Origin of the sequence: Ancrocorticia populi (assembly GCF_003123745.1) — a bacterium.
In the GTDB taxonomy this organism is placed as follows: Bacteria; Actinomycetota; Actinomycetes; order Actinomycetales; family Actinomycetaceae; genus Ancrocorticia; species Ancrocorticia populi.
The window spans coordinates 206,565-227,461 of the sequence record NZ_QETB01000001.1; the positions used below are offsets into that span (position 1 = coordinate 206,565).

Annotated in this window: 22 protein-coding genes and 1 tRNA gene; 11 read left to right on the top strand and 12 right to left on the bottom strand. The window is 60.5% G+C overall.

Going from position 1 to position 20,897, the window contains the following annotated elements; translation table 11 throughout:
* Positions 1-23 precede the first annotated feature (23 nt).
* Positions 24-1,079 (top strand): diacylglycerol/lipid kinase family protein, encoded by a 1,056-nt coding sequence (locus DD236_RS00970; RefSeq protein ID WP_133246024.1) that lies wholly within the window; start codon positions 24-26, stop codon positions 1,077-1,079.
* On the opposite strand, the gene pheA is transcribed toward DD236_RS00970, so the two are convergent.
* Positions 1,076-2,023 carry a prephenate dehydratase gene (gene pheA / locus DD236_RS00975; protein WP_243409866.1) on the bottom strand — a complete coding sequence of 316 codons (948 nt, stop codon included), beginning with the start codon at positions 2,021-2,023 and terminating at the stop codon, positions 1,076-1,078. The genes DD236_RS00970 and pheA overlap by 4 nt on opposite strands.
* 32 nt (positions 2,024-2,055) lie before the next feature.
* Between pheA and DD236_RS11940 the strand changes: the two genes are divergently transcribed.
* The gene (locus DD236_RS11940; RefSeq protein WP_123072367.1) at positions 2,056-4,152 is read left to right on the top strand and encodes a hypothetical protein; all 2,097 of its coding nucleotides are present in this window, start codon (positions 2,056-2,058) and stop codon (positions 4,150-4,152) included.
* On the opposite strand, the gene DD236_RS00980 is transcribed toward DD236_RS11940, so the two are convergent.
* Both DD236_RS00980 and DD236_RS00985 read right to left on the bottom strand, forming a co-directional pair.
* Positions 4,039-4,848: a glycosyltransferase gene (locus DD236_RS00980; protein ID WP_109092519.1), complete on the bottom strand. Its 810-nt coding sequence runs from the start codon at positions 4,846-4,848 to the stop codon at positions 4,039-4,041. The genes DD236_RS11940 and DD236_RS00980 overlap by 114 nt on opposite strands.
* A gap of 83 nt (positions 4,849-4,931) precedes the next feature.
* A complete protein-coding gene (locus DD236_RS00985; protein ID WP_109092520.1) occupies positions 4,932-5,747 on the bottom strand; it encodes a DUF5926 family protein in 816 nt (271 codons plus the stop codon).
* 150 nt (positions 5,748-5,897) lie between these two features.
* On the opposite strand from DD236_RS00985, the gene DD236_RS00990 reads away from it, so the two are divergent.
* Positions 5,898-7,448 carry an MFS transporter gene (locus DD236_RS00990; RefSeq protein WP_165819784.1) on the top strand — a complete coding sequence of 517 codons (1,551 nt, stop codon included), beginning with the start codon at positions 5,898-5,900 and terminating at the stop codon, positions 7,446-7,448.
* Here the strand turns inward: DD236_RS00990 and DD236_RS00995 are convergent.
* The gene (locus tag DD236_RS00995) at positions 7,417-8,376 is read right to left on the bottom strand and encodes an alpha/beta hydrolase (protein WP_109092522.1); all 960 of its coding nucleotides are present in this window, start codon (positions 8,374-8,376) and stop codon (positions 7,417-7,419) included. The genes DD236_RS00990 and DD236_RS00995 overlap by 32 nt on opposite strands.
* Positions 8,377-8,379: 3 nt before the next feature.
* The gene (upp, locus tag DD236_RS01000; RefSeq protein WP_109092523.1) at positions 8,380-9,018 is read right to left on the bottom strand and encodes a uracil phosphoribosyltransferase; all 639 of its coding nucleotides are present in this window, start codon (positions 9,016-9,018) and stop codon (positions 8,380-8,382) included.
* Between the two features lie 23 nt (positions 9,019-9,041).
* On the opposite strand from upp, the gene tadA reads away from it, so the two are divergent.
* The 4 genes from tadA to DD236_RS01020 all read left to right on the top strand — a co-directional run bounded on the left by tadA (position 9,042) and on the right by DD236_RS01020 (position 10,908).
* Positions 9,042-9,494 (top strand): tRNA adenosine(34) deaminase TadA, encoded by a 453-nt coding sequence (gene tadA / locus DD236_RS01005; RefSeq protein ID WP_109092524.1) that lies wholly within the window; start codon positions 9,042-9,044, stop codon positions 9,492-9,494.
* A 143-nt stretch (positions 9,495-9,637) separates the two neighbouring features.
* A complete protein-coding gene (locus DD236_RS01010) occupies positions 9,638-10,165 on the top strand; it encodes an NAD(P)-dependent oxidoreductase (protein ID WP_273488567.1) in 528 nt (175 codons plus the stop codon).
* Positions 10,166-10,227: 62 nt separating this feature from the next.
* A tRNA-Ser gene (locus tag DD236_RS01015) sits at positions 10,228-10,317 on the top strand.
* Positions 10,318-10,518: 201 nt separating this feature from the next.
* Positions 10,519-10,908 carry a VOC family protein gene (locus DD236_RS01020; RefSeq protein WP_109092525.1) on the top strand — a complete coding sequence of 130 codons (390 nt, stop codon included), beginning with the start codon at positions 10,519-10,521 and terminating at the stop codon, positions 10,906-10,908.
* A gap of 1,318 nt (positions 10,909-12,226) precedes the next feature.
* On the opposite strand, the gene DD236_RS01030 is transcribed toward DD236_RS01020, so the two are convergent.
* Positions 12,227-13,405: a VanZ family protein gene (locus tag DD236_RS01030; RefSeq protein ID WP_109092527.1), complete on the bottom strand. Its 1,179-nt coding sequence runs from the start codon at positions 13,403-13,405 to the stop codon at positions 12,227-12,229.
* Between the two features lie 69 nt (positions 13,406-13,474).
* Positions 13,475-14,239 (bottom strand): glycerophosphodiester phosphodiesterase family protein, encoded by a 765-nt coding sequence (locus tag DD236_RS01035; RefSeq protein WP_109092528.1) that lies wholly within the window; start codon positions 14,237-14,239, stop codon positions 13,475-13,477.
* Positions 14,240-14,406: 167 nt separating this feature from the next.
* Here DD236_RS01035 and moaA point away from each other — a divergent pair, with 167 nt between their 5' ends.
* Together moaA and DD236_RS01045 are read left to right on the top strand one after the other, a co-directional pair.
* On the top strand, positions 14,407-15,507 hold the full coding sequence (gene moaA / locus DD236_RS01040) for a GTP 3',8-cyclase MoaA (protein ID WP_109092529.1): 1,101 nt from the start codon (positions 14,407-14,409) through the stop codon (positions 15,505-15,507).
* Positions 15,508-15,547: 40 nt separating this feature from the next.
* On the top strand, positions 15,548-15,802 hold the full coding sequence (locus tag DD236_RS01045) for a MoaD/ThiS family protein (protein ID WP_109092530.1): 255 nt from the start codon (positions 15,548-15,550) through the stop codon (positions 15,800-15,802).
* On the opposite strand, the gene DD236_RS01050 is transcribed toward DD236_RS01045, so the two are convergent.
* On the bottom strand, positions 15,803-16,285 hold the full coding sequence (locus tag DD236_RS01050) for a molybdenum cofactor biosynthesis protein MoaE (RefSeq protein ID WP_109092531.1): 483 nt from the start codon (positions 16,283-16,285) through the stop codon (positions 15,803-15,805).
* A complete protein-coding gene (locus tag DD236_RS01055; protein ID WP_243409867.1) occupies positions 16,282-16,767 on the bottom strand; it encodes a MogA/MoaB family molybdenum cofactor biosynthesis protein in 486 nt (161 codons plus the stop codon). The genes DD236_RS01050 and DD236_RS01055 overlap by 4 nt, the downstream gene beginning before the upstream one ends.
* Before the next feature lie 116 nt (positions 16,768-16,883).
* Here DD236_RS01055 and DD236_RS01060 point away from each other — a divergent pair, with 116 nt between their 5' ends.
* The gene (locus DD236_RS01060) at positions 16,884-18,113 is read left to right on the top strand and encodes a molybdopterin molybdotransferase MoeA (RefSeq protein WP_243409868.1); all 1,230 of its coding nucleotides are present in this window, start codon (positions 16,884-16,886) and stop codon (positions 18,111-18,113) included.
* A gap of 49 nt (positions 18,114-18,162) precedes the next feature.
* Complete coding sequence (gene moaC / locus DD236_RS01065; protein WP_109093242.1) at positions 18,163-18,657, top strand: cyclic pyranopterin monophosphate synthase MoaC; 495 nt, start codon at positions 18,163-18,165, stop codon at positions 18,655-18,657.
* Here the strand turns inward: moaC and DD236_RS01070 are convergent.
* Genes DD236_RS01070 through DD236_RS01080 form a run of 3 tightly spaced genes read right to left on the bottom strand, consistent with a single transcriptional unit; the run spans position 18,632 to position 20,803 of the window.
* Positions 18,632-19,537 carry a 4Fe-4S dicluster domain-containing protein gene (locus tag DD236_RS01070; protein ID WP_165819785.1) on the bottom strand — a complete coding sequence of 302 codons (906 nt, stop codon included), beginning with the start codon at positions 19,535-19,537 and terminating at the stop codon, positions 18,632-18,634. The genes moaC and DD236_RS01070 overlap by 26 nt on opposite strands.
* Positions 19,530-20,165, bottom strand: a complete 636-nt coding sequence (locus DD236_RS01075; RefSeq protein ID WP_165819786.1) for a molecular chaperone TorD family protein — start codon at positions 20,163-20,165, stop codon at positions 19,530-19,532. Before DD236_RS01075 ends, DD236_RS01070 begins: the two co-directional genes overlap by 8 nt.
* Positions 20,162-20,803, bottom strand: a complete 642-nt coding sequence (locus DD236_RS01080; RefSeq protein WP_109092535.1) for a TorD/DmsD family molecular chaperone — start codon at positions 20,801-20,803, stop codon at positions 20,162-20,164. Before DD236_RS01080 ends, DD236_RS01075 begins: the two co-directional genes overlap by 4 nt.
* Positions 20,804-20,897: the final 94 nt, after the last annotated feature.

The following is a 20,897-nucleotide window of genomic DNA, read 5'->3' on the forward strand; positions in this document are numbered from 1 at the left end:
AGGATAGCGGTTATGCTGTGGCCATGATATGGATCGCGCTGTTGGCGCTGCTTGTGGCCCTTGTGGCGTTGTTTGTCGCGATTTGGTTGCGGGGGCAAGTGCATGCCCTTCAGCTCGCTTTGCAGCAGTTGCAGGGAAACGAGCATGAACAGCCACGCGGAGACGGCCCCATCTGTGTTGTTTATAACCCCTCCAAAGACGCCGATTTTGAGGAGATGAAGCGGGTTGTTGCGGAGAGTGCCGCGGACGCCGGTTTCGAAGAGCCCATCTGGCTTGCCACCACCAAGGAGGATCCCGGGGTTGGGCAAGTTCGCCATGCGTTAGAGCTCGGAGCATCAGTTGTGATCGCCGCCGGCGGGGATGGGACCGTCCGGCTCGTGGCCGGTGAGTTGGCCGGAACTGGCGTTCCGATGGGGCTTTTGCCCGTTGGCACCGGGAACCTTCTTGCACGCAACCTCGGGCTCCCGCTCGATTCCATTCGCAACCTCGCCTCCATCGCGGTTACGGGGCGCTCCCGCCGCGTTGACGTGGGTTGGCTGAGCGCGGACGAAGGTGAGAAGGTTCCGTTCGTTGTTATTGCCGGGCTTGGTTTTGATGCCCAAGTGATGAATAGCGCCGACGACGATTTGAAACGCGTCCTGGGCTGGTCTGCCTATGTGGTGTCAGGTGTCAAACATCTCAAAGAGAAGAGGCTACAAGCCACTGTGGCCACGGGATCTCACGAGTTCCCCATTGAGGCGCGTTCAATCATGTTCGCTAATTGTGGCGGACTTCCCGGCGGGCTCATGCTGGCCCCCGATGCCCGCATTGATGATGGGTGGCTGGACATTGCCGTGATGGACACCAAGGGCGGTATCTTGGGTTGGGGTGATTTGGTGCGCCGGATCGGGCTGCAGAAGTTCGGGATGCAGGACAAGATGCTTCCCGAGGCCGGGTCCATTGACTTCCGACGCACGCAGAGCGCTCGTGTGGAGATTGAGGAACCTGAGCTCGTTCAAGCAGATGGAGACCCGCTGGGATGGGCGAAATCCGTGACGGCGTCGATTGAAAAGGGCGCGCTCCTGGTCCGCGTGGGCTAATCGAAGATCTCTACGTTGTGGCCCAACAGTCCCGCCACCCAACCGCGTGCCGAAATGAAGTCCGAATCCGCAGTGCCCGGCTGGGGCCGTACACGTTCTCCGGACGCCGAGGGATAGGACCCCAAGAAGATCACAGACGGGCACACTCGGTGTAGGCCCACGAGCACGGCTTGGATGCGTTCGTCTTCGATGTGGCCTTCGGCATCGATAGAAAAGGCGTAGCGTCCCATTAAGTCTCCGATGGGACGGGACTCGATGCGCGAGAGGTTCACGCCTCGCGCGCTGAACTGTTCGAGCATAGTGAGTAGCGCCCCCGCCTCATCGGACGGCAGCTGGACCATGAGCGTGGTTTTGTCCGCGCCCGTACGTTCCGGCTGGCGCCCCGGAACCGCCGCCATAATGAAGCGGGTTACCGCATTCTTATTGTCCGCAACATCGTCGCTCAGAATATCCAGACCATATTCCGCGGCGGTGGGTACCGGGCAGAGCGCAGCCTCGAAATCTGTGCTGCCGGATGCGAGGATCTCGGCTCCGGCCGCCGTGGAGGTGGCGGGCACGTGAATAACATCGCCCAAGTGATCGGTGATCCACCCGCGACACTGTGCCCACGCGTGAGGATGAGTGGCGATGCGGTGAATGTCACTGATAGTGGTCCCGGGCCGCACCGCCAGTGCGAAGCGGATGGGCACGAGCATCTCCGCTTTGATCTCGAGCGGCTTACCGTGCGTCAACGTATCTAATGTGGCGTTTACCCCGCCCTCAACGGAGTTCTCGATGGGTACTACCGCGTAGTCAACCTCTCCCTCGCGCGCCATCTTGAGCGCGCTGGGCACATCAAGGGCCGGGATAAGCTCGGCCGATTGGTCCGCTACCTGCGTGACGGCAGCATGGCAAAATGTGCCTCGAGGTCCAAGAAAGGAAAACCGTAAATGTCCGTCGCTCACCACGTAACCATACCGTAGATTAGTCTTAACTCATGAAGCTACGTGCGATCGCAGGGATACTGCTCGCTCTGTGCTCGATAGTTGCCGCACCGAGTGTGGCGGCGGAGGAGGAAGACCCCGTCGTCGTTATTGGTTTTTCGGGGCTACTGTGGCGGGACGTAACGGAAGAAAGCACGCCAAATCTATACAAATTCGTAGAAGACTCCAGCGGGGCGAACATGGTGGTTCGCACCGTAGAGGAGACCACGTGCCCAACCGAGGGGTGGCTCACGGTTGGGGCCGGGCAGCGGGCGATCGATCCGGTCAATGGCTGCCAGAAGGTTGGCGAGGGTGATTGGGCTGGCCTGAAAGAGGCCAATCAGGAGAGCAGTTATCGGGCCGAGCTGGGCCTGCTGGGCGATACTCTCCAAGATCAGGACGTTGCGGCCGTCGGGCCTGGCGCCAAACTAGCGCTCACCAATTCGGCGGGGGAATTTACGGGAGAATATAGCGATAACTACGCCGACGTGGCCGGGAGCGACCTCATCACCGTGGATCTCGGGGCGATCCGGTATCCCGGTGACGAACTGAGTTCTCACCAAGGGGACGAATATCGCCCGCGCGGGGCGATCGACAAGTTTCTTGCGGCCTTCAAAGGGACTGACGCACCACCTCCCGAGGTGGTGCCGCAGATAGAGGAGCTTGATGCTCGGTTCGGCGAGCTCATGACGGAAGTTCCCCCGAATGCCAAGATTCTGGTGACATCGGTTGGTGACGCTCAAGAAGCTGCGCCGCAACTTGGGTTCATGGCGGTGCGTGACGGTGAAGGGCTCGCCAGTTCGGATGCGACGCGTCAGCCCGGGCTAGTTCAGCTGACCGATGTTTTTCCCACTATCGTCTCGTGGCTTGAGCCGGACGCGCCGGTGTTGGAGCGAGTGGTTGGCTCGGAGATTCGCGGCGGGGATGGCGTAGTGGACGTGGCCTCACGGCTGGCCGATGATCAGGAGCGTTCGGAGAATGTAAGGCCCTTCGTGGGGCCATTCTACGTGGGGGTGCTGCTACTTGCCGCTGTGACGGGACTGGCGGCTTGGAGGGTTTTGCGCCGGGGAGGTCGCGTTCGTGGGCTTGGACGGTTCGCCGCGTGGGTAGCGTCCTTGCCTGTGGCATCGCTCCTGATCAATGTGTTCCCGTGGTGGCGGTTTGCCGTTCCTTGGATCGCGCTGTTTGCGGGGATGGGGTTGATTGCTGGCCTGATTATGGCGGTGGCCTACATGGTGCCGCGGCGGGACAAGGTAGAAGCGCCCATTGCTATTATCGGTGCTATCACGGCGCTCACGCTTATCATTGACGTGCTTGCGGATACCGTGACTAGCCACTATCCGCTTCAGCTCGCCTCCCTTCTGGGTACCCAACCTCAGGTGGGCGGGAGGTTTTATGGGCTGAGCAACGCGTCCTTTGCGATCATGGCTGTGGGGTTGCTTCTTGCCGCGTCATATGTGGCGGCGCGTGTGCGGTGGGGCGGCGTGTTCCTCGCGGTGGTGGGCGTAGCCGCGATTCTGATCGATGGGTCCGCGACCCTAGGAGCGGATTTCGGCGGGCCACCCGCGCTTGTTGTGGGGTTTGTTTTGGCGGGATTGCTTATATACCGGGTTCGGCTCACGCCCTGGTGGGTTCTGGGGACGCTGCTGGCGGCGGGGGCAACCTCGCTCGTGTTCTCCGTCATAGACTATCTGAGGCCGGCCGCCGAAAGGTCTCACCTCGGGCGCTTCATTCAGACGGTCATCGATGGCGGTGGGTTCGAGGTGATCACGCGGAAGCTGTCCCAGTCCCTCTTCGGCCTGCCATGGTGGATGGCCGTCTCCGTGTTCGTGCTTGCCGGGGTTGTGGCTATCTGGTGGTGGTATCACCACACGCCGCGACCGGAGAAGGAGGAGCCGTCCATTCCGCTATTACGCCACACCGCGTTCCCGATCATTGCCACACTTGTGTTTGGCATGGTGATTAATGACTCCGGTGTGGTGATTCCCGCTATCGGGTTAACTGTGGCGGGGCTGGGATGGGCGGCTATGTCCCTCGAAAGCGTTAAAGGGCGCGAAGTCCTCGCCGGCACCGCTGGGGCGGAGCCTGTGCGGGACGGTGACACGGCGTAACCGCCGCGAATCCACAGCCCTGCGCACTCCCTGATACTGGCTGGCGCGATGAAGGTTACCCGCGAAATCGTTGGAGGTGGCCCGATGCTGGAGATCGCACTCAACCTCTTGGAGTGTGTAGCCGGCAACCAGCAGATCGATAGTCATTCCCACTTCCACTCCCCAGCCTTTGGCGAGGGGACGCGCGGCCTCGAAGGCGGCGCGAGTGAGGCAACGCTGGCCGGAGATCGGTTGGCGCGGCTTCCAGCCCGTGGCGCGTTCGATTGCCTTGCGGGCTAGGCCCGTAACGAACCCGTGCCCGCCGGCGCCCTTCTGCGGGGGCAGCGCGGCGATAGTGCAGTCAACTTCTCCCGAGCGGACGGGCTCAACCAGAGGCGCCGTCTCGACAGCCGAATCTCCGAGGTCCGCATCAATAAACAGGAGGAGACGCGAGGGCCGTCCGGCAGTGTCACGCATGGCAACTACCGATGCTCCCGTCTCCATAGCGGAAGCCTTCCCCCGATTAACGGAGTGCCGAACAACGGTTGCGCCGGCTGTTCGCGCAGCGTGCAGAGTATCGTCCTCAGACCCATCGTCTACCACAACAACCAGATCAACGAATGGAATCGCGCGCGAGGCACGAATTGTTGCGCCAATCCGATCTTCTTCGTCCTTGGCGGGGATAATGACAGCTACACGTTGATCTTTCTCGGTCACGGCACCAGCCTATAACCAAAAGCAGATGAAACCCTGAATAATTTGAGAATTAGGCAAAATATCCTCATGGTGAGACAGGTATCTCATCGCAGCGTGACCTGACGTGACACAATCCCTGCCCGTGCCCTCTTCTCATCGGGCGTAAGAGGGTCCGTAGACTCAATGGCCTTGTCGAATTCTTTCGCGAATACGGCCAGTGGCTTCTCGAGTTCGTCGGCTTCGGATCCGGCCTGAAGCTGCCACACGGGGATGAGCAGTCCCTGAGCCCGGAATGCCCCAATGAACCGAGACTCATCGAAGGTGGCGGTGCCCGCTACACGCATGCGGGCCAGCGCATCCAGGATCGCGTCCCGCGGCTCGGGGCGCACGTATCGCACAAACTCATGAGACATGCGGCACCAGTAGGCACCGGGCACTCCGGCCACGGCCTTTGTGGGAATGAGCTGCTCGCGAGAATCGGCTAGAGCCCGCTGGTTCTCGGGCTTATCCACCTCTTCGGCGGTCATCCAGAAGGTGGGTTCCTCGTGCAGTGCGAATTCGCCGAAGCTCTCGACAATATCCTGAAGGCGTGGCCCCGGTTCTGGCTGCTCGGAGAGTTCGAGGCTGGTTCCGGGCTCGAGGTCTAGGCCACGCAAAACGCGCGTGGCAATATCGAGCGAGGGATCACCCGAACTCATCACCGTCTGCACGGCCACCAGCAACACACCGTCCTCGCGGCGGATCGCCGAGGCCATCCCGGGAAGAATCGTGGCGAAGGTGACTTCGTGCCCGCTAGTGAGCTGAGCCTCTATGGTTGCTAGCGGCAGAATCTCGCGCATAGCCACGAGTTCGGCTTCAGGGTTGAGCCCCTCAAAAGGACGCTCAACGAAGGGGATGACGGTGCGCTTCTTCTTAGACATTGTGACCTTTCTTCGATACCGGGTATCAGTCTATCTCCGAGAGTCCCACCACAACTCATTGAAACAACCTGAGAAAGAGCGTAGATAATTCTGGTTAATATGCGAAAGGGTGGCAAAGTGGGCAAGACCGGGAAATCATCAAACACAGTAATGACGGTTTTCCTAGGGCTCCTAGCCGCCCAGTTCGTTTCCTCAATGTCTAACACGATCATCGCCAACGCGATGCCGGTGATCGTGGCGCAGATTGGCGGCAACGCCGTCCAGTACACGTGGGTAGTCACGGCCGGCATCTTGGCCAATACCATCACTACTTCGGTGATCGGTAAGCTTGCAGACCTTTTCGACAAGAAGAAGCTGTTCATTGCGTCGCTCATCCTGTTTGCTACGGCCTCCATCCTCTCGGGTGCCTCGCAAACCGCGAACCAGCTCATTGCCTCCCGTGTGCTTCAGGGAATCGGCATGGGCATGATGATTACCCTCACCACGGTCATTATGGCCACCATCGTTTCCCCGCGAGAGCGTGGCAAGTACAACGGCTATATGGCGGCAACAATGGCGGTGTCCACGGTGGGTGGCCCGCTCATCGGCGGGCTCATCGTAGATTCGCTTGGTTGGCAATGGTGTTTCTGGATACCGGTTCCCTTCGTTGTTATCGTGATGTTCGTGGTGGGCCACCAGCTGAAGGTTCCTACGGTGCACGAGGGCAAGGCCCACGTTGATTTCCTCGGAATCGCACTGATTGGAGCCGCGGCGGCCTCACTCCTCATCTGGATCTCCTCTGAGGGCCGCGACTTCACGATCGGTTCACCGATCTCGATCGCCCTTATCGCCATCTTCATAGTCTCCACAGCGCTCTTCATCTTCGTGGAATCGCGAGCCACCGAACCGCTCATCCCGCTCTACCTGTTCCGCAACCGCACGATCGTGCTTTCCCTCGTCGCGTTCATCGCTCAAGGCATGGCGCAGTTCTCGATCGCTGTATTCTTCGGCCAGTACTTCCAGTATGGCCGCAGCTATACGCCCACGGCCTCGGGTCTCATGACCCTCCCGCTGATGCTCACGATGATGGCGGCTTCCACGATCATTGGCCGGCGCACCACGGCCACCGGATATTGGAAGCGGTACGTCATGGGCGGGCTTTCGGCCATGGTGATCGGCATGCTTATGTTCTGGCCCGTCACGGCTACCACCAGTCTGGTCTACATTGGCGTGGCGATGGCGATCCTTGGCGGCGGAATGGGTGCGATGAACACGCTGATGGTGGCCATCCAGAACCTCGTGGGCCTCAACATCATGGGAGTAACAACTTCCACGGCCATGTTCTTCCGAACCCTCGCCGGAGCGCTCGGCATCCAACTTCTTGGCCGGGTGTACCAAGCAAACGTCAACAACGATATCGTTGACCAGCTTGGGTCTATGCCCACCTCCACCGGAGGCACGGGCGAACTCGACTTCGCCGCCCTCCCGGATCCCGTCGAAGCGGTAGTACGCGCCTCCTACGGCACCGAGCTAGGTATGGTTTTCCTTGTAATGGCCGGGTTTGCACTCGCGGGCTTGATCGCGGTGGCTTTCATCAAGGGGACTTCCTTGCGAAGCTCCATTGACTTGGATCAGGTGAAGAAAATTGTGGCGGACGAAGAAACCATTATCGAGGGTACGAGTTTAGATATTAACGACGGCGACGAATCGCCCACTCGATAGTATCCCTCGTATAAAAGTCTCGAGCCGGCCTCTCTGACAGCGCCAAATCATGGCGTCCACCCGAGATCTCCAATAGCTGGGCTTTAGGGGAGAGCAGCGGGGCTAGGCGCTTCATATCCTCCACGTTGAGGACGCAGTCTGAGGTTAAGAGGTCCTCCGGCGAGGGCTCCTCGTAGTTGCCCGAGCGGTCCGAGTGAGCCACAAGCAGCGGCTCGTAGATACGAACTCTGGCTGCGGCCACATCCGCCTGGGCTCGCCTGACTGTTCGCCAAAAGCCCGCACGCACCTTGAGGTTATCCACCCGCTTATGTGCCGTGTTGAAATGCCACGCATTGTGGAGGTTACGGGCATAGGCGGGATTGAGACGGGAGATGACGAGGCGTGGGGACACCTTGCCTAGATGATCGTTGGCCTCGGTCAGGGTAGTTTTCTCGTACTCAGGCCCGTTGTGGTCTAGCCACGGGGAATTGAGGATCACCGAGCTGACAACGCCCGGATTCTCGCTGGCCCACAAGGCAGCCTGCAGGCCGCCCGTCGAATGCCCGATGAGGATGACGTGGGTGGCTCCAAGATTCTGTTTGGTGTAATCAATCGCGCAAGAAATCTCTTCGTTGCGGACGCGTAGATCGCGAATATCATCTCGAGAAGCCTCGGAGCGCAATGCTCGTCCCGAGCGCCGAAATTCTAGGCCAATTAGCGGGATGTCATATTCCGCCCAGGCTGCGGCCTGCTCCGTATGGAAGAAGGAATCCTGAAAGCCGGGCAGATAAAGTGCCACCGTGCCGGATCGGCTCACACGCTCCTTAGCGTCAGCCTCGTGCACCAAAACGGCAACGTCGGGGCGGGTGGCTCCGCCGTCGTCGTCCTTCAAAAACAGCGTTCTGGCCTGCCATGACGAACCGAGGTAGTCAGGAGCCGGGCCAAACATGGATCAGTCAACCACGCCGTACAGACGATCGCCCGCATCGCCCAAGCCGGGCACGATATAACCTTTTTCGTTGAGGTGATCGTCAAGCGCGGCCATGAAGATAGTGACGTTCGCGCGGTTTCCGATGGCCTTCTCTAGGTTGCGGAGGCCCTCGGGTGCGCCGAGCAGGCAGACGCAGGTGACGTCGCGAGCGCCGCGTTCGAGGAGGTAATTGACTGAATCGATGAGGGTGGCGCCGGTGGCCAGCATCGGATCCAGCACATAGCACTGGCGGCCCGAAAGATCGTCCGGGAGCCGGTTCGCGTACGTGATTGCTTGGAGCGTTTCCTCGTCGCGCTTCAGGCCAAGGAAGCCGATCTCCGCCGAGGGGAGCAACTTGGACATACCCTCAAGCATCCCGAGGCCAGCGCGAAGGATTGGGACCACGATCGGGCGGGGCTCGGCTAGCTTCACACCCGTGGTTTCAGTCAATGGCGTCTGGATTGTGATTTCTTGAACTCGGGCATCGTGCGTGGCCTCGTACGCTAGCAGGGTGACTAGCTCATCAACGAGTTGCCGGAACACCGCTGATGGAGTGTTTTCGTCACGTAGAAGCGTGAGTTTGTGAGCTACCAACGGATGATCAATGATCTCAATGCGCATGGCTTAAATAATACACTGGCCACATGCGGGAGAAGGAAAATTTCTGGCTCGGGGAGGCGATGGCGCTGGCCGGCCGCGCACTCGATGGTGGTGACGTCCCGGTGGGCGCGCTGGTTGTGGGGCCTAGCGGAGACGTTGTTGGGATCGGATGGAACACGCGGGAGGCCGATTGCGATCCCGCCGGGCACGCGGAGATCATGGCGTTACGTGCGGCAGCTAAGGAGTTGGGGACGTGGCGGCTTGAGGGATGCGATCTGTACGTGACACTCGAGCCGTGCACCATGTGTGCCGGGGCAATCATTGGGGCCCGGGTGCAGCGCGTTGTGTTTGGGGCGTGGGATCCGAAGGCGGGGGCCGCCGGGTCCGTGCGTGATGTGCTGCGGGATTCACGGATGAACCATCAGGTTGAGGTGGTGGGCGGCGTGCGCGAGTCAGAGTGTGCGGCGCAGTTACGCGAGTTCTTTGGGAGGGAATAGCTGGCGCGGGCTTATCGTTCACGCACCATGACACATGAGTGGTTTTGGGTGGAACTGGGTACGCAGGTGGACATATTGCAGCTGAGGCGGCGAAACATGGACTGGCTGTGACCTCGTGGTCACGGACACTGCCAGATTAGCAGATCGGCGGCGTTGCCTATCGCACCGGTGACCTTCTAAATCCGGCAGTGCTCGCGGAGGCCGTGGCGGACGCGGATGTTGTTGTGGGAGCCCTTTCCCCACGCGGGGCGCTGGACGGAAAGCTTCGCGAGGTCTACGCCAAAGTGGCTCGGTTGGCGGAGGCCGCCGGGGGACGTTTCGGGGTCGTGGGCGGCGCAGGGTCGCTTCAGGTCTCCGAGGGTGGGCCAACCGTCGCGTCCGGCCCAGATTTCCCTGAGGCGTTTAGGTCTGAGGCGGCGCAGCTCGCTGCTGTGCTTGACGATCTCCGGGGGAGCGACGAGGGACTCGATTGGTTCTACCTCTCTCCAGCCGGAACCTTCGGCGCGTACGCTCCCGGCGAGGCAACCGGAAACTACCGGGTTGGTGGGGAAGTACTTTTGACCGACGACGACGGCGAATCATTCATCTCCGGCGCCGATTATGCGCTGGCTTTCGTGGACGAAATCCTCAGGCCGGCTCATCACCGTGCACGGTTCACTGTTGCATACTGAGTGAGACGTCACCTCGCCTGATTGGCGCAGGTGTGCGGCTGTGAGGTAATCTCATTAGCCGAGGTAGCGTGTCCGAGCGGCCGAAGGTGCAGCACTCGAAATGCTGTGTGGTGTCACAGCCACCGTGGGTTCAAATCCCACCGCTACCGCCATTACTTTCCCCCGGTATAGCAACGAAAAGCGGTGCCGGGGGTTAATTCTTGAGGCGTAGCGGGTCACCTGCGCGGTACAACGAAACGAGTTCATGCATTCGCGGCTCATTGGTCGGGCCGTTGGGTGGTTACCTCATTCGTATCGAAGAGTGACACGCCTTGGCTCTACAAAGAGTCGATCTGTGCCGATAAGGTCCCTGTATGGCAGGTTTTCATCACATCGAACTGTGGGTTGCCGATCTTGAGGTAGCCAAGAGTGAGTGGGGATGGCTTCTGGGACGCCTTGGTTTCTCACTCGAGAGCGAGTGGCCGGAAGGTCAGTCGTGGGCCGTCGGCGATGCCTACCTGACTTTCACAGTCTCGCCGAACCTTTCGGCATCCGCGCATGATCGACGGCGTCCCGGCATGAATCACATAGCTTTTCATGGTGGAACGGCGGCCGAGGTTGACGAAACTATGGAGCTGGCTCAGGAAAACGGTTGGCGGCCGTTGTACCAGGAGCGGTATCCGCATGCTGGTGGGCCCGATCATTACGCTGGGTGGCTGGAGAATTCTGCAGGCTTCAAGGCTGAGGTTGTTGCAGACCAATAGTGCTCGTGGTTTCCCCAGCTGTCCTTCGTGCGAAGTTTATCCACAGGTGGTTTATGGATGCTTGTGTAGGCCGAGTGAGCATGCCCTACTTGTGTGATGACAGCATCGATTCATGATCTCCTCACGTCGGTCGAAATTGATAAGCCTTCGCGAGAACACCCCGAGCGACATAGCCTGATTCGGATACGTCGTGGCGTTTATGCTCCGGAGGGGCTATTTTCGTTCGCAAAAGAAGCATGGGAGGTCCGGGACCTTGCGTCTATCCTTCGGGCCTTCGCGGTTCAGGCATCCTGCCGTGACTCGACATCGTTGGTTTTCACTTCCGAAATCGCGCTCAAACTACAAGGGTCCTTTACGTGGATGAATACGCCGGACATAGTGTTCCGTCGCGCTGACTCACGGAGGTCCCATCATCCGAAAACGGTGGCACCGCTCAACATTAGAGGAGCCAGTGTTTCTGCGGTTCAGGAAATTGAGTTGCAGAGTATCCCGATAACGAATGAGGTTCTTACCGCGCAATCCGTTGGTGTTCTGCCAGCATGGGCAGCGGCAATTGACTGCGCGAGAGCTGAACACCCATTGATTGGAATCACCGCAGTGAGTTCCGCCCTACACGCACATACTCGTTTTGATAGGCGGGAGTCGGCGCGTGGGCGCGCCGAGGAAGCAGAGCTTAAGCGATCCATGCTTGATTGCCTCGATTCAATGGCGGGATATAGGGGTGTGCGCTTGGTTAGGGAGGTAGTACTGGCTGGCGATGCAGGTATTGAGAATCCAGGAGAAGCATTCCTTTTATGGCTGCTCCATTGCCTCTTAACATCGAGCCCCGAAGACAGGGCACATCTTGTTGCTCAGTTCCATATCCCTGTCGGACCTAATAATTACTACCCGGATATTGCGTTGCCTCATAGGAAGGTGCTCTTTGAATTCGATGGTAAAGGTAAGATCGGGGGTAACGAAATAGAGTTCTTGACTCGGCAGAACGATCTGCTAGCGGCCGGATGGAGACCGATCCGAGTGAACATCGCGGAGCTGAAATCACCGAACGTTTTGAGTGACCGGCTAACGCGAGAGATGCGGAAGTTGGGAATCCCTGCCTCTCCTCCGTCAGGGAGACTCTGGAAACCGCCGACAGCCGATATTATGGACGCCCGGCGTAGGCACTAGAGTGAGCACGCCCGTTACACCTTGACCAGTACCGGTAGAACGGCTGTGCTCGCGGTCAAATGGGCGTGCTCACGAGGAGAGGTCTTGCGGCACTAGGTAAAACAGGCGTGCTCAGGGTAAAGCGGATGTGCTCATGAACAGCGCGAGCCCCTTAGACTCCTAGCTCCCGCTTTTTGGCCCCGGTAAGCGGCTCAGGTGCCTTATTCTCGGGACCGCCGGCAACGGGATCACGCGAATCCACGAACACGGCCCGGGTGATGAACCCGGAGAAGGACCGCCGGTTGGCCGTGAACGGCACCATCACCACGGTAAGGAACAGAATCACCGCAGAAACCAGCCCAATGACACCCTTGGCGGTGCTCCCATCGCTCAGAAAATCGGTTGCCACCCAGGGCCCCACAACGATCAGCGAGCGTGCGATGCGCATCACCGGGTTGGAATCCGTGAGAGTGTTGCCGTCGACCCATTTCGGAGTGAGCCAGACGATCTTCTGCCCGGCTGACGCCCCGCGCCCACCCGCGGCCGGCACCACAAACACCGACAATACGGGCAAAACCACGGACACTATCAGCACCCATTGCGGTTGCTCCTGAGACACCGCGCCCCGGGTCAGCAGTTCGTAGACGTTATAGGCCACTGAAACGGCCGCGCTGAGTATGAAGAAGAGCGCGGCATCGATTGCCATGCCCGTCCAGCGCCGCCACACCGTGACCTTGCGCGGTTGCAGCCGTTTCTCGCTGGCGCGCTTGGCACTCGGCATCCACCATAGGAAAGCTGGCGCCAAGAGTGCGCCGATGAGCGCGCCCAGCGTATTGGTGATCACGTCATCCACATCGGCTACACGAATCGCGCACGGGTAGATCCCCAAAAGGCCCGTATATTGCAAAGATTCGATGGCGAGGGAGGTGAGGAGGCCCGCAGCAGTCGTAAAAACCACTCCGCGCCCAAAGTACCTGCGGAGGATCGCACCGAACGGGACAAACAACACCACATTAAAAACAACCTGCAGAACAACTGGGCTGCGGGCGGACTGGGTGAGACTCATGCCCGCGGTTTTACGCCGGATGTCATCGACGAACTGGAACGGATTCGTGTTCGCGCGGGCCGCGTGTTCGGCGCACCAAGCGGCGCCATCAGAGGGAAGTGGCACGAACGTGTAGACCACCAGTGCCGATCCGTACACGCACACGGCCAGCCAGCCGATCATGCGGCGCGCCGTGAACTGCCCGTATCGCACGTACTGCCAGATCAGGCCAGGGATGAAGAGCAGTAAAAAGACGGCGGCGCCGATAATGATCGAGATTTCGGCGTTATCAAGCCATACCGTCATGGGGCTGCCTCTCCATTATTGCCGACGCCGAGTTTCCGCCATCGTATCGCGAGAACCCCGTTGTTTCACCTATTCAACGGCCAAAGGCAAGAATTTGTCCGCTTTGTTCGTGATGATACTTTCGACGCCCAGTCCGAGCAGTTCACGGGCGCGGGCCTTCTTGTTCACCGTCCAGACGCCCACACGGAACCCTTCGCGGCGGGCGATAGGGAGGAGCGAAGGGAGGCGGAGATGGTCCTTGGGGTGGATGTAGGTGGCGCCGCAACCGTGGGCCACACCGATCCAGTCTTTCGCCAGATGGCGGGGTTTGAACAGGGCGGCGATCGTGTATTCCGGGGCCGCCTCGTGAAACTGGGCGAGGAGGTCCGGGTTGAAGGAGGAGACAATGATCTCGATGCCGGGGTTTAGGCGTGCAAGCTGGGGAAGAGTGGCGGCGATCATCGCTTCAGGGACAGCATCGGATTCTTTGCCCGATTTCAGCTCCACATTGCAGTTCATACCCGTGCGATTGAGGAAATCGATGAGGGAGGCGAGCGTGGGGAGCGGCTCGCCGGCGAAGGCAGGGCTGAACCAGGATCCTGCGTCGATGGCAGGAAGATCCTGTGAAGTGCGGGCGGATACTGGGCCGGAGGTGTTGGTGGTGCGGTCCAGCGTGGCGTCGTGGAGCAGGATCGGTGTGCCATCCTTGAGCAGGTCAACGTCCGTTTCGAGCCATTGAACGCCCGTGCGGTAAGCCAATTCAAACGCGGCCAGGGTGTTTTCCGGTGCGCGCCGGCACAAACCGCGGTGCGCAATAATCTTCGGTCCCTCCGAGGGCAAGTGAGCCTGAGCCATGCGGCCATGTTAGCGCCGCCGGGTAAAGAACAGGATAAGTTGCGGTGAAGGGGGTGGGGTTGGGAAACGGTTCATAGGCTTTCTCAGTGGGGTTGTAAATAGGTACAATCGCTGCGGGAGAAATACACGGATTAGGGCGTGTAATTTAGTTCTCGGTTGAAGGAGATATGACGAGCACTGTAGTTCCCGTGGCTTTCACGCGGCGCGAGCGGACGAACTTCGATCGGCCCGCCGGAGAGCCGCGCCTTGTTGACAAGTTTGGGCGCGTTGCCACGGATTTGCGCGTGTCTTTGACCGATAAGTGTAATCTTCGGTGCCAGTACTGTATGCCGGCCGAGGGTATTGATCCGTTGCCCCACCAGATTTTATTGAACGACGACGAAATTAATCGCCTCATTCACATCGGCGTGCAGAATCTGGGAATTGAAGAAGTCCGGTTTACTGGCGGCGAGCCGCTGCTGCGCAAGGGCCTCGAAGGGATTGTGGAGCGGACTGCGGCGCTGCGAACGTGGTCCGGGCAGAAGCCCGATATTTCGCTCACCACTAATGGACTGGGCCTCAAGCATCGCGCGGGGAAACTCAAAGCGGCAGGACTAGACCGAGTCAATTTGTCCATGGACACGGCGAGTCGTGAAACCTATGCGGCCATGACGCGACGCGATCGATTCGAGGATGCCCGCGCCGGGGCACGGGCTGCTGCCGATGCCGGGCTGACCCCCGTTAAGGTAAACGCCGTCCTGATGCACGGCATCAATGATAAGGATGCGCCGGACCTGCTACTCGAATCGCTGGTATCCGGATATTCGCTTCGCTTCATCGAGTACATGCCGTTGGGGCCGCGCGGGCAGTGGAAGCGCAACGAGATCATTACTGCTGACGACATTTTGGGGATGCTTGGAGAGGCTTTCGATCTGACGGCGCGTCCGGCCGCCGAACGCGGGCCGGCTCCGGCCGAGCTGTGGGACGTTGCTGCGGGCGAAGTTGACGGTGTGGGGCATGAGGCCGGTACCGTGGGGATTATCGGGTCCGTGACGCGGCCGTTCTGCGGGAACTGCGATCGGACTAGGCTTACGGCCGATGGTCAGATCCGTGACTGTCTTTTCGCCAACACGGAAACTGACTTGCGTGGGGCGCTGCGCGGCGGCGCGAGCGACGAAGAGATCGCTGATCTTTGGCGGGACGCCATGTGGGGCAAGCAGGCGGGCCACGGTAGCGATAATCCGGCCTTCCTCAATCCCACGCGGCCCATGAGTGCTATTGGAGGATAACCCGGGTTTGCGTCAACTCTCTGGGGATAAGGAGGATGGTATGAACACGACAGTGCAACTGCGCTACTTCGCCGGTGTGGCTGAAGCGGCAGGCACCGCAGAAGAAAACGTTGAGGTCGCGGCTGGCACGACTGCGGCGGGCTTGCGAGACCAGCTCGCGGCGCTCCACGGGCCAGACTTCGCGCGGACTTTGGGCGTGAGTGCCCTCCTCAGCGACGGCGTGCGGGTTGGTGATGACGCTGAACTACCCAGCGGTATTCGGCTCGAAGTCCTTCCGCCCTTCGCTGGGGGATAGTTAGGCGGAACCCGTCCACTCGTGTGAACCATCGTCAAACTCCTGACGCTTCCACACGGGAAGCTGGAGCTTAACCTGTTCCACCGCGTCTTCTAGCAGGCTGAATGCCTCGGCGCGATGGGAAGCGGAGACTGCGGCACCAAGTGCGACATCGCCCAGCTCTAGGTGACCAGCGCGGTGTTGAATCGCAATTTTGCAGGCCCCGCTGCCCTTGGCAACATCTGCTGCAATGCGCTGGACCACCTGATTGGCGTCCGGATGCGCCTCGTAATCTATCGAGACAACACCATTGCCGTCATCGTGGTTACGGACGCGGCCATTGAAGGTAACGATCGCCCCGGCGGAATCGTCAGCCACTAGCTCTTCGAGGCGTTCCATTGATATTGGCTCAGTGGAAACGCCTGCGAGTACCACGGCCGCGTCCGAGCCATCGTTGACGCCGCGGTGTTGGATGGCCCAAGTGGCCTCGTCGTGGCTAGTCATTCGTGGTCTCCGTCCGCCATCTGTTCAACGATATGCGCAAGCAACGGCCCAACGGCCGCGATTGCGTCCTTGACTCCGCCTTGCGAGCCGGGCGCATTCATTACGAAGGCTCGATTACCTCCGAACTCGGCGACGCCGGCAACCCCACGTGAGATGGCAGCGGTGGGCACTCTCGGATTATCCCGCATGAGATGCTCGATGCCCCACAGCCGTTGTTTGATGAGCGGCTCGGTGGCTTCGGGCGTGAGGTCACGGCTGGTGATGCCGGTTCCTCCAGTGGTAAACACCACCTCGGCGCCTGAATAGATGGCGTTGGTGATCATCTCACTGACGGATTCCACTCCGTCGGGCACGACGATTGGCCCGCTAACGGCGCCAAACTCCGCGAGGAGAGAAGCCGCGAGTGGGCCAGAAAGATCCTCGCGAGCGCCCGCGGATACGCGATCTGACACCGTAATGAGCGCAATTCGGATGGTCTGCATGCGTGCCATTCTAACGGGTAAGGTTCATTCCATGACTTTGCTTCCGCTTGTATCCCTAGTCTCTTTGTGCGCATCCACATGTGCTGGCTTGGCCGTGGGTTTGAAGGAGAACTGACATGTTGAAGGAAGTTTGCCGGCATTACGCGGATGTTGTGGGCCTTGCCGTCCCAACACCAGCCACCCAGATCCCGCTTGCGGACGCCCGGGGCTTGATCCTCAGCGAGGACGTTGCCGCCCGTTTCGCGATCCCACCGTTCACGAATTCGGCGATGGACGGATTCGCGGTGCGCGCGGCTGACGTGGCCCCCGGCGTCCCGCTCCAGATTGAAGCGGATATCGCGGCCGGTTCACATTCGGAACTGCCACTCACTCCAGGTTCCGCCCAGCGGATCATGACCGGCGCTCCACTCCCAGATGGTGCGGACGCCATTCTCCAGGTGGAACTCACGGAGGACGCCGCGAACAACATGCTCCCCGCCGCCCCGGAAAGCGTCACGCCAACGGCCACCCTCGCTGCTGGAACCCACGTGCGTCCTGCTGGAGAGGACATCGCCGTTGGTGCTCCCGCCTTTGCCGCTGGCACGCTCCTGACGCCCGCGCATCTAGCTGCCCTGGCAGCCATCGGATACGCGGAGGCCCCGGTCCACGCCCGCCCGAGCGTGGGCATCATCGCAACCGGAGACGAACTCCGTGCCCCGGGGGAACCATTAGCAGCTGGCCAGATCCCCGATTCCAACTCGGTGCTGCTGCGCCACCTCGCAGCCGAATCCGGCGCCACCCCCGTCCCATTCACCTGTCACAGCGACACGGTGGAAACGTTCCTAGCCGGCATCGCCGAGATCGTGGATAACGCGGACATGATCGTCACTTCCGGTGGCGTAAGCGCCGGCGCGTTCGACGTTGTGAAGGCCGCGCTCCGTACCCTCGGCGTCGAGTTCACGAAGGTTGCAATGCAGCCCGGCAAACCGCAGGGCTTCGGCCTCCTTCGCGATTCTTCCGGGCGCGCGGTGCCCATCATCTGCCTGCCCGGCAACCCCGTGTCCGTGTTCGTTTCGTGGCAACTGTTTGGCCGCCCGCTACTCGGGGCGATCTTCGGCGAACCTGCGGGCAGCTACGAGTCCCTGTTCCGCACAGCCCGAGTGGGTACAGGGTGGTCCCGAAAGCCCGGACGCACCCAGTTTTTGCCGTGTATTTTCGATCGCGACGGCGCAGTCGCTCCCGCAACGTCTGGCGGCTCTAAATCGCATCTTATAGCTGCGCTGCCGCTGGCAACCGGGCTGGCAAGAGTACCAGCCGATGTGGCACAGGTTCGCCCCGGCGATCTGGTTCACGTACTGGTGTTGTAGAGATCCGTATGAATGGTGATGAAGGAATGAGTCTATGAGTGAGAAGGGCATGAAGTTCACCCACCTACAAGGTAACGGCGAAGCCTACATGGTGGACGTGACCGCGAAGGTTCCCACCGTGCGCGAGGCGACAGCTATCGGCAAGGTACGGTGTTCGCCCGAAGTGCTGGAGGCACTGCGCGACGGAGCGGTCCCCAAGGGTGATGTCCTAGCCGTTGCGCGGATCGCGGGCATTGCTGGTGCCAAGAAGGTACCGGAGCTTCTGCCACTTGCCCACACGATCGGCGTGCACGGAGCATCTGTGGACGTCCAGCTAGAGGACGATCACGTGGCTCTCAGTGCCACGGTGCGCACCGCAGATCGCACCGGTGTGGAGATGGAGGCCCTCACGGCCGTATCCATCGCGGCGCTCGCGATTGTGGATATGGTCAAGGGCGTGGATCGCTCGGCCGAAATCACGGACTGCAAGATCATTCATAAGGCCGGCGGCCGCTCAGGGGACTGGTACCGCCCGGGATTTACTGATCACTCGCGGGGCGCATGAGCTTTTCGGCGATGTCGGGCGGGAGTTGCTTGGCCAGCTCGGGAGGGATGCGGGAGCCGAACGGGTTCTCGTCGCGGAAGGAGCACACGGGGCACAGCTCGCCTCGGCCAGCTGGGAACACCGAGCCGCAGTGGGCACACACCCGCGTGGACACGCTGGCGAGGGGATAGACCCGTTCTTCCAGTACGTCTTGGAGGTCCATCTGGCCGCCGGTAGTGATGGCCTGAACTGGGCAGAACCTCACGCAGGCTCCGCAGGCGCGGCATAAATCTGCCGCTTGTGAGAGCTGGTGGACCGTGGTGCCGTCGGGCATCTGCGTACGAGTGAGCGTAAGCGCGTCGTTTGGGCAGCTGCTCACGCATACCCCGCAGGCGGTGCAGCCCTTGACTGATAGGCGAATGCCGTTCGCACCCTGTGGAATATCCGGAATCCTTGGGATGAGCCCACGCTCATACAGGGAACGGAGAGCGGAGATGGTGCGGGTTTGGTCGTCGTCGTCGGGATTAATCGCGCTATGCGTAGCCGTGCCAAACAAGGCCCGGCGCGGAAGCGGAACTGCCTCCATGTTGATGGTTTCGCCGTGGCGCATGGAACGTTTGCCGGGCTGTACCTCGCCAACGAGGCCCGGAGTTAGCTCTTGCCACAGGCGGACGCGTTGATCGGCTTCGGTGCACGGCACGTACTCTACCCGGGTGGCGCCGCAGGCGAGGAGCTGGGCCGGCAGGCCGAAGGTGGCGTGTGCTAGGCAGGAATCGAGGATGATTCCGAGTTCCCTGTGACCCGGTTCGGGCGCGGGGGAGTGCGGGCATGCAACGATGATTCGCCGGTAGGGATCATGGGCCCCCAGCCAGCGAAGCACACCCGAAAGCGAATCAGCCATTGTATTCAGCGAAACTCTCGAGTTCGGCCAGATAGCCTTGAGTGAGTAGTGCAATGGCCTGATACGTGAGTGTTTCGGCGTTTTCTTTAGTTTGGGCGACGACGACGTTTCCCAACGGCCCAACATGCTCCCGAACAAATGTGAGGAGGCCCTTGGCTTCGGCGCTTACATCAACTCCTGCCCGGTACTGCATGGCGATCGAGGTTGCCACGTGCCCGGCATAGGCCAGTTCGGGGCCGATGTGATCGGCCGGCGCGTCCGCCACTTGCGGGGCTGAGAATTGATCGCGCTGGTAGAGGGCTGCGTTCGCCGCTGCGGCGGAGGAATTGCCGCGGGCAGATTCAGTGGGCAGAACGCTCGGCTGATAGCCGTAAAGATTGAGCCACTCGCTCCGCAGGGGACCTTGATGATCATGCCCGGAAAGTAGTAGCGCTACGCCCTCTTGGGATACCTCATCGCGCAGGGGCCAGACGGCCAGAAGGTCCGGATTAAAGATGTTGTCTAGCATCCCGAGTGTTGGCGCTGCGGCGTAGAAGCCGGAGATGACGGAGGCAACGGTTCCCAGGCGGACTCCACGATTGACGATGTCATCGGGCGCCGGGGTGGCGGTGGGATCGAACTCGCTCACTGTGCGTCCTCCTCGATGGCAGCGGTCCATGCCTCGATGGCACCCAGAGTCATGAATTCGAGCCCGCGCATCCAGTCTGTGGTGGTGGCCTCTTCGGCCTTGCGCAGCATATCCGGTGCCCAAACGAGAAGATGATCCCGGGTGAATTCGGTGGCGATCCGGACGTAGCGCTCTGCGGTCAGAGCGGCATCCTGCTCTAGGGCGGTGAGTGCGCTGACGCAGGCCTGAGCCAGAAAATCGAGCTCTAGGCCGATGTGATCGTCCGGTTCACGGTTCAGGCGCGGGGCCTGGAGCCCGAGACGGCGGTATTGTTCGCGGACTTCCAGGGTCTCCTCATCAAAGACCAAGCCCTCTTCACTGCGGTGCACGGATTCGAAGGGTGCGACTTTGGCGCCTGCGCTAATGCCGTAGAGAAGATCGTGATCGCGGTGGATATCCGAGGCGCTTTCGCCGCGTGCCACGCTGGTGCGCCAAGCTTCAATACCTGCGGCGGTGTATTTTCCGGTCGCAGGTTCGGGCCATTCGTCGAGCAGGTCAACAACCTGCTCGATTGTTTCCGGTGTTGCCGGGGTAATTTGCAGGCGCCCTAGCGTGGAGAACGCTGCAGCGAACGCATCGAGCTGGTCAAATGTAAGCACGGTTCCTCAATTCGGATCTAGAGTTCCGTCGCCGCAATGGTACTCGAATTTCTGAGCAGTGCGGCTATGAAAGAGAAGGCGGGCCGGTGCTTGA

Bases quoted from the DNA above. Each gene is read 5' to 3' on its own strand.
- DD236_RS00970 (WP_133246024.1), top strand. From the start codon at position 24: ATGATATGGATCGCGCTGTTGGCGCTGCTTGTGGCCCTTGTGGCGTTG.
- DD236_RS11940 (WP_123072367.1), top strand. From the start codon at position 2,056: ATGAAGCTACGTGCGATCGCAGGGATACTGCTCGCTCTGTGCTCGATA.
- DD236_RS00985 (WP_109092520.1), bottom strand. From the start codon at position 5,747: ATGTCTAAGAAGAAGCGCACCGTCATCCCCTTCGTTGAGCGTCCTTTT.
- DD236_RS00990 (WP_165819784.1), top strand. From the start codon at position 5,898: ATGACGGTTTTCCTAGGGCTCCTAGCCGCCCAGTTCGTTTCCTCAATG.
- DD236_RS00995 (WP_109092522.1), bottom strand. From the start codon at position 8,376: ATGTTTGGCCCGGCTCCTGACTACCTCGGTTCGTCATGGCAGGCCAGA.
- upp (WP_109092523.1), bottom strand. From the start codon at position 9,018: ATGCGCATTGAGATCATTGATCATCCGTTGGTAGCTCACAAACTCACG.
- tadA (WP_109092524.1), top strand. From the start codon at position 9,042: ATGCGGGAGAAGGAAAATTTCTGGCTCGGGGAGGCGATGGCGCTGGCC.
- DD236_RS01020 (WP_109092525.1), top strand. From the start codon at position 10,519: ATGGCAGGTTTTCATCACATCGAACTGTGGGTTGCCGATCTTGAGGTA.
- DD236_RS01030 (WP_109092527.1), bottom strand. From the start codon at position 13,405: ATGACGGTATGGCTTGATAACGCCGAAATCTCGATCATTATCGGCGCC.
- DD236_RS01035 (WP_109092528.1), bottom strand. From the start codon at position 14,239: ATGGCTCAGGCTCACTTGCCCTCGGAGGGACCGAAGATTATTGCGCAC.
- moaA (WP_109092529.1), top strand. From the start codon at position 14,407: ATGACGAGCACTGTAGTTCCCGTGGCTTTCACGCGGCGCGAGCGGACG.
- DD236_RS01045 (WP_109092530.1), top strand. From the start codon at position 15,548: ATGAACACGACAGTGCAACTGCGCTACTTCGCCGGTGTGGCTGAAGCG.
- DD236_RS01050 (WP_109092531.1), bottom strand. From the start codon at position 16,285: ATGACTAGCCACGACGAGGCCACTTGGGCCATCCAACACCGCGGCGTC.
- DD236_RS01055 (WP_243409867.1), bottom strand. From the start codon at position 16,767: ATGCAGACCATCCGAATTGCGCTCATTACGGTGTCAGATCGCGTATCC.
- DD236_RS01060 (WP_243409868.1), top strand. From the start codon at position 16,884: ATGTTGAAGGAAGTTTGCCGGCATTACGCGGATGTTGTGGGCCTTGCC.
- moaC (WP_109093242.1), top strand. From the start codon at position 18,163: ATGAAGTTCACCCACCTACAAGGTAACGGCGAAGCCTACATGGTGGAC.
- DD236_RS01070 (WP_165819785.1), bottom strand. From the start codon at position 19,537: ATGGCTGATTCGCTTTCGGGTGTGCTTCGCTGGCTGGGGGCCCATGAT.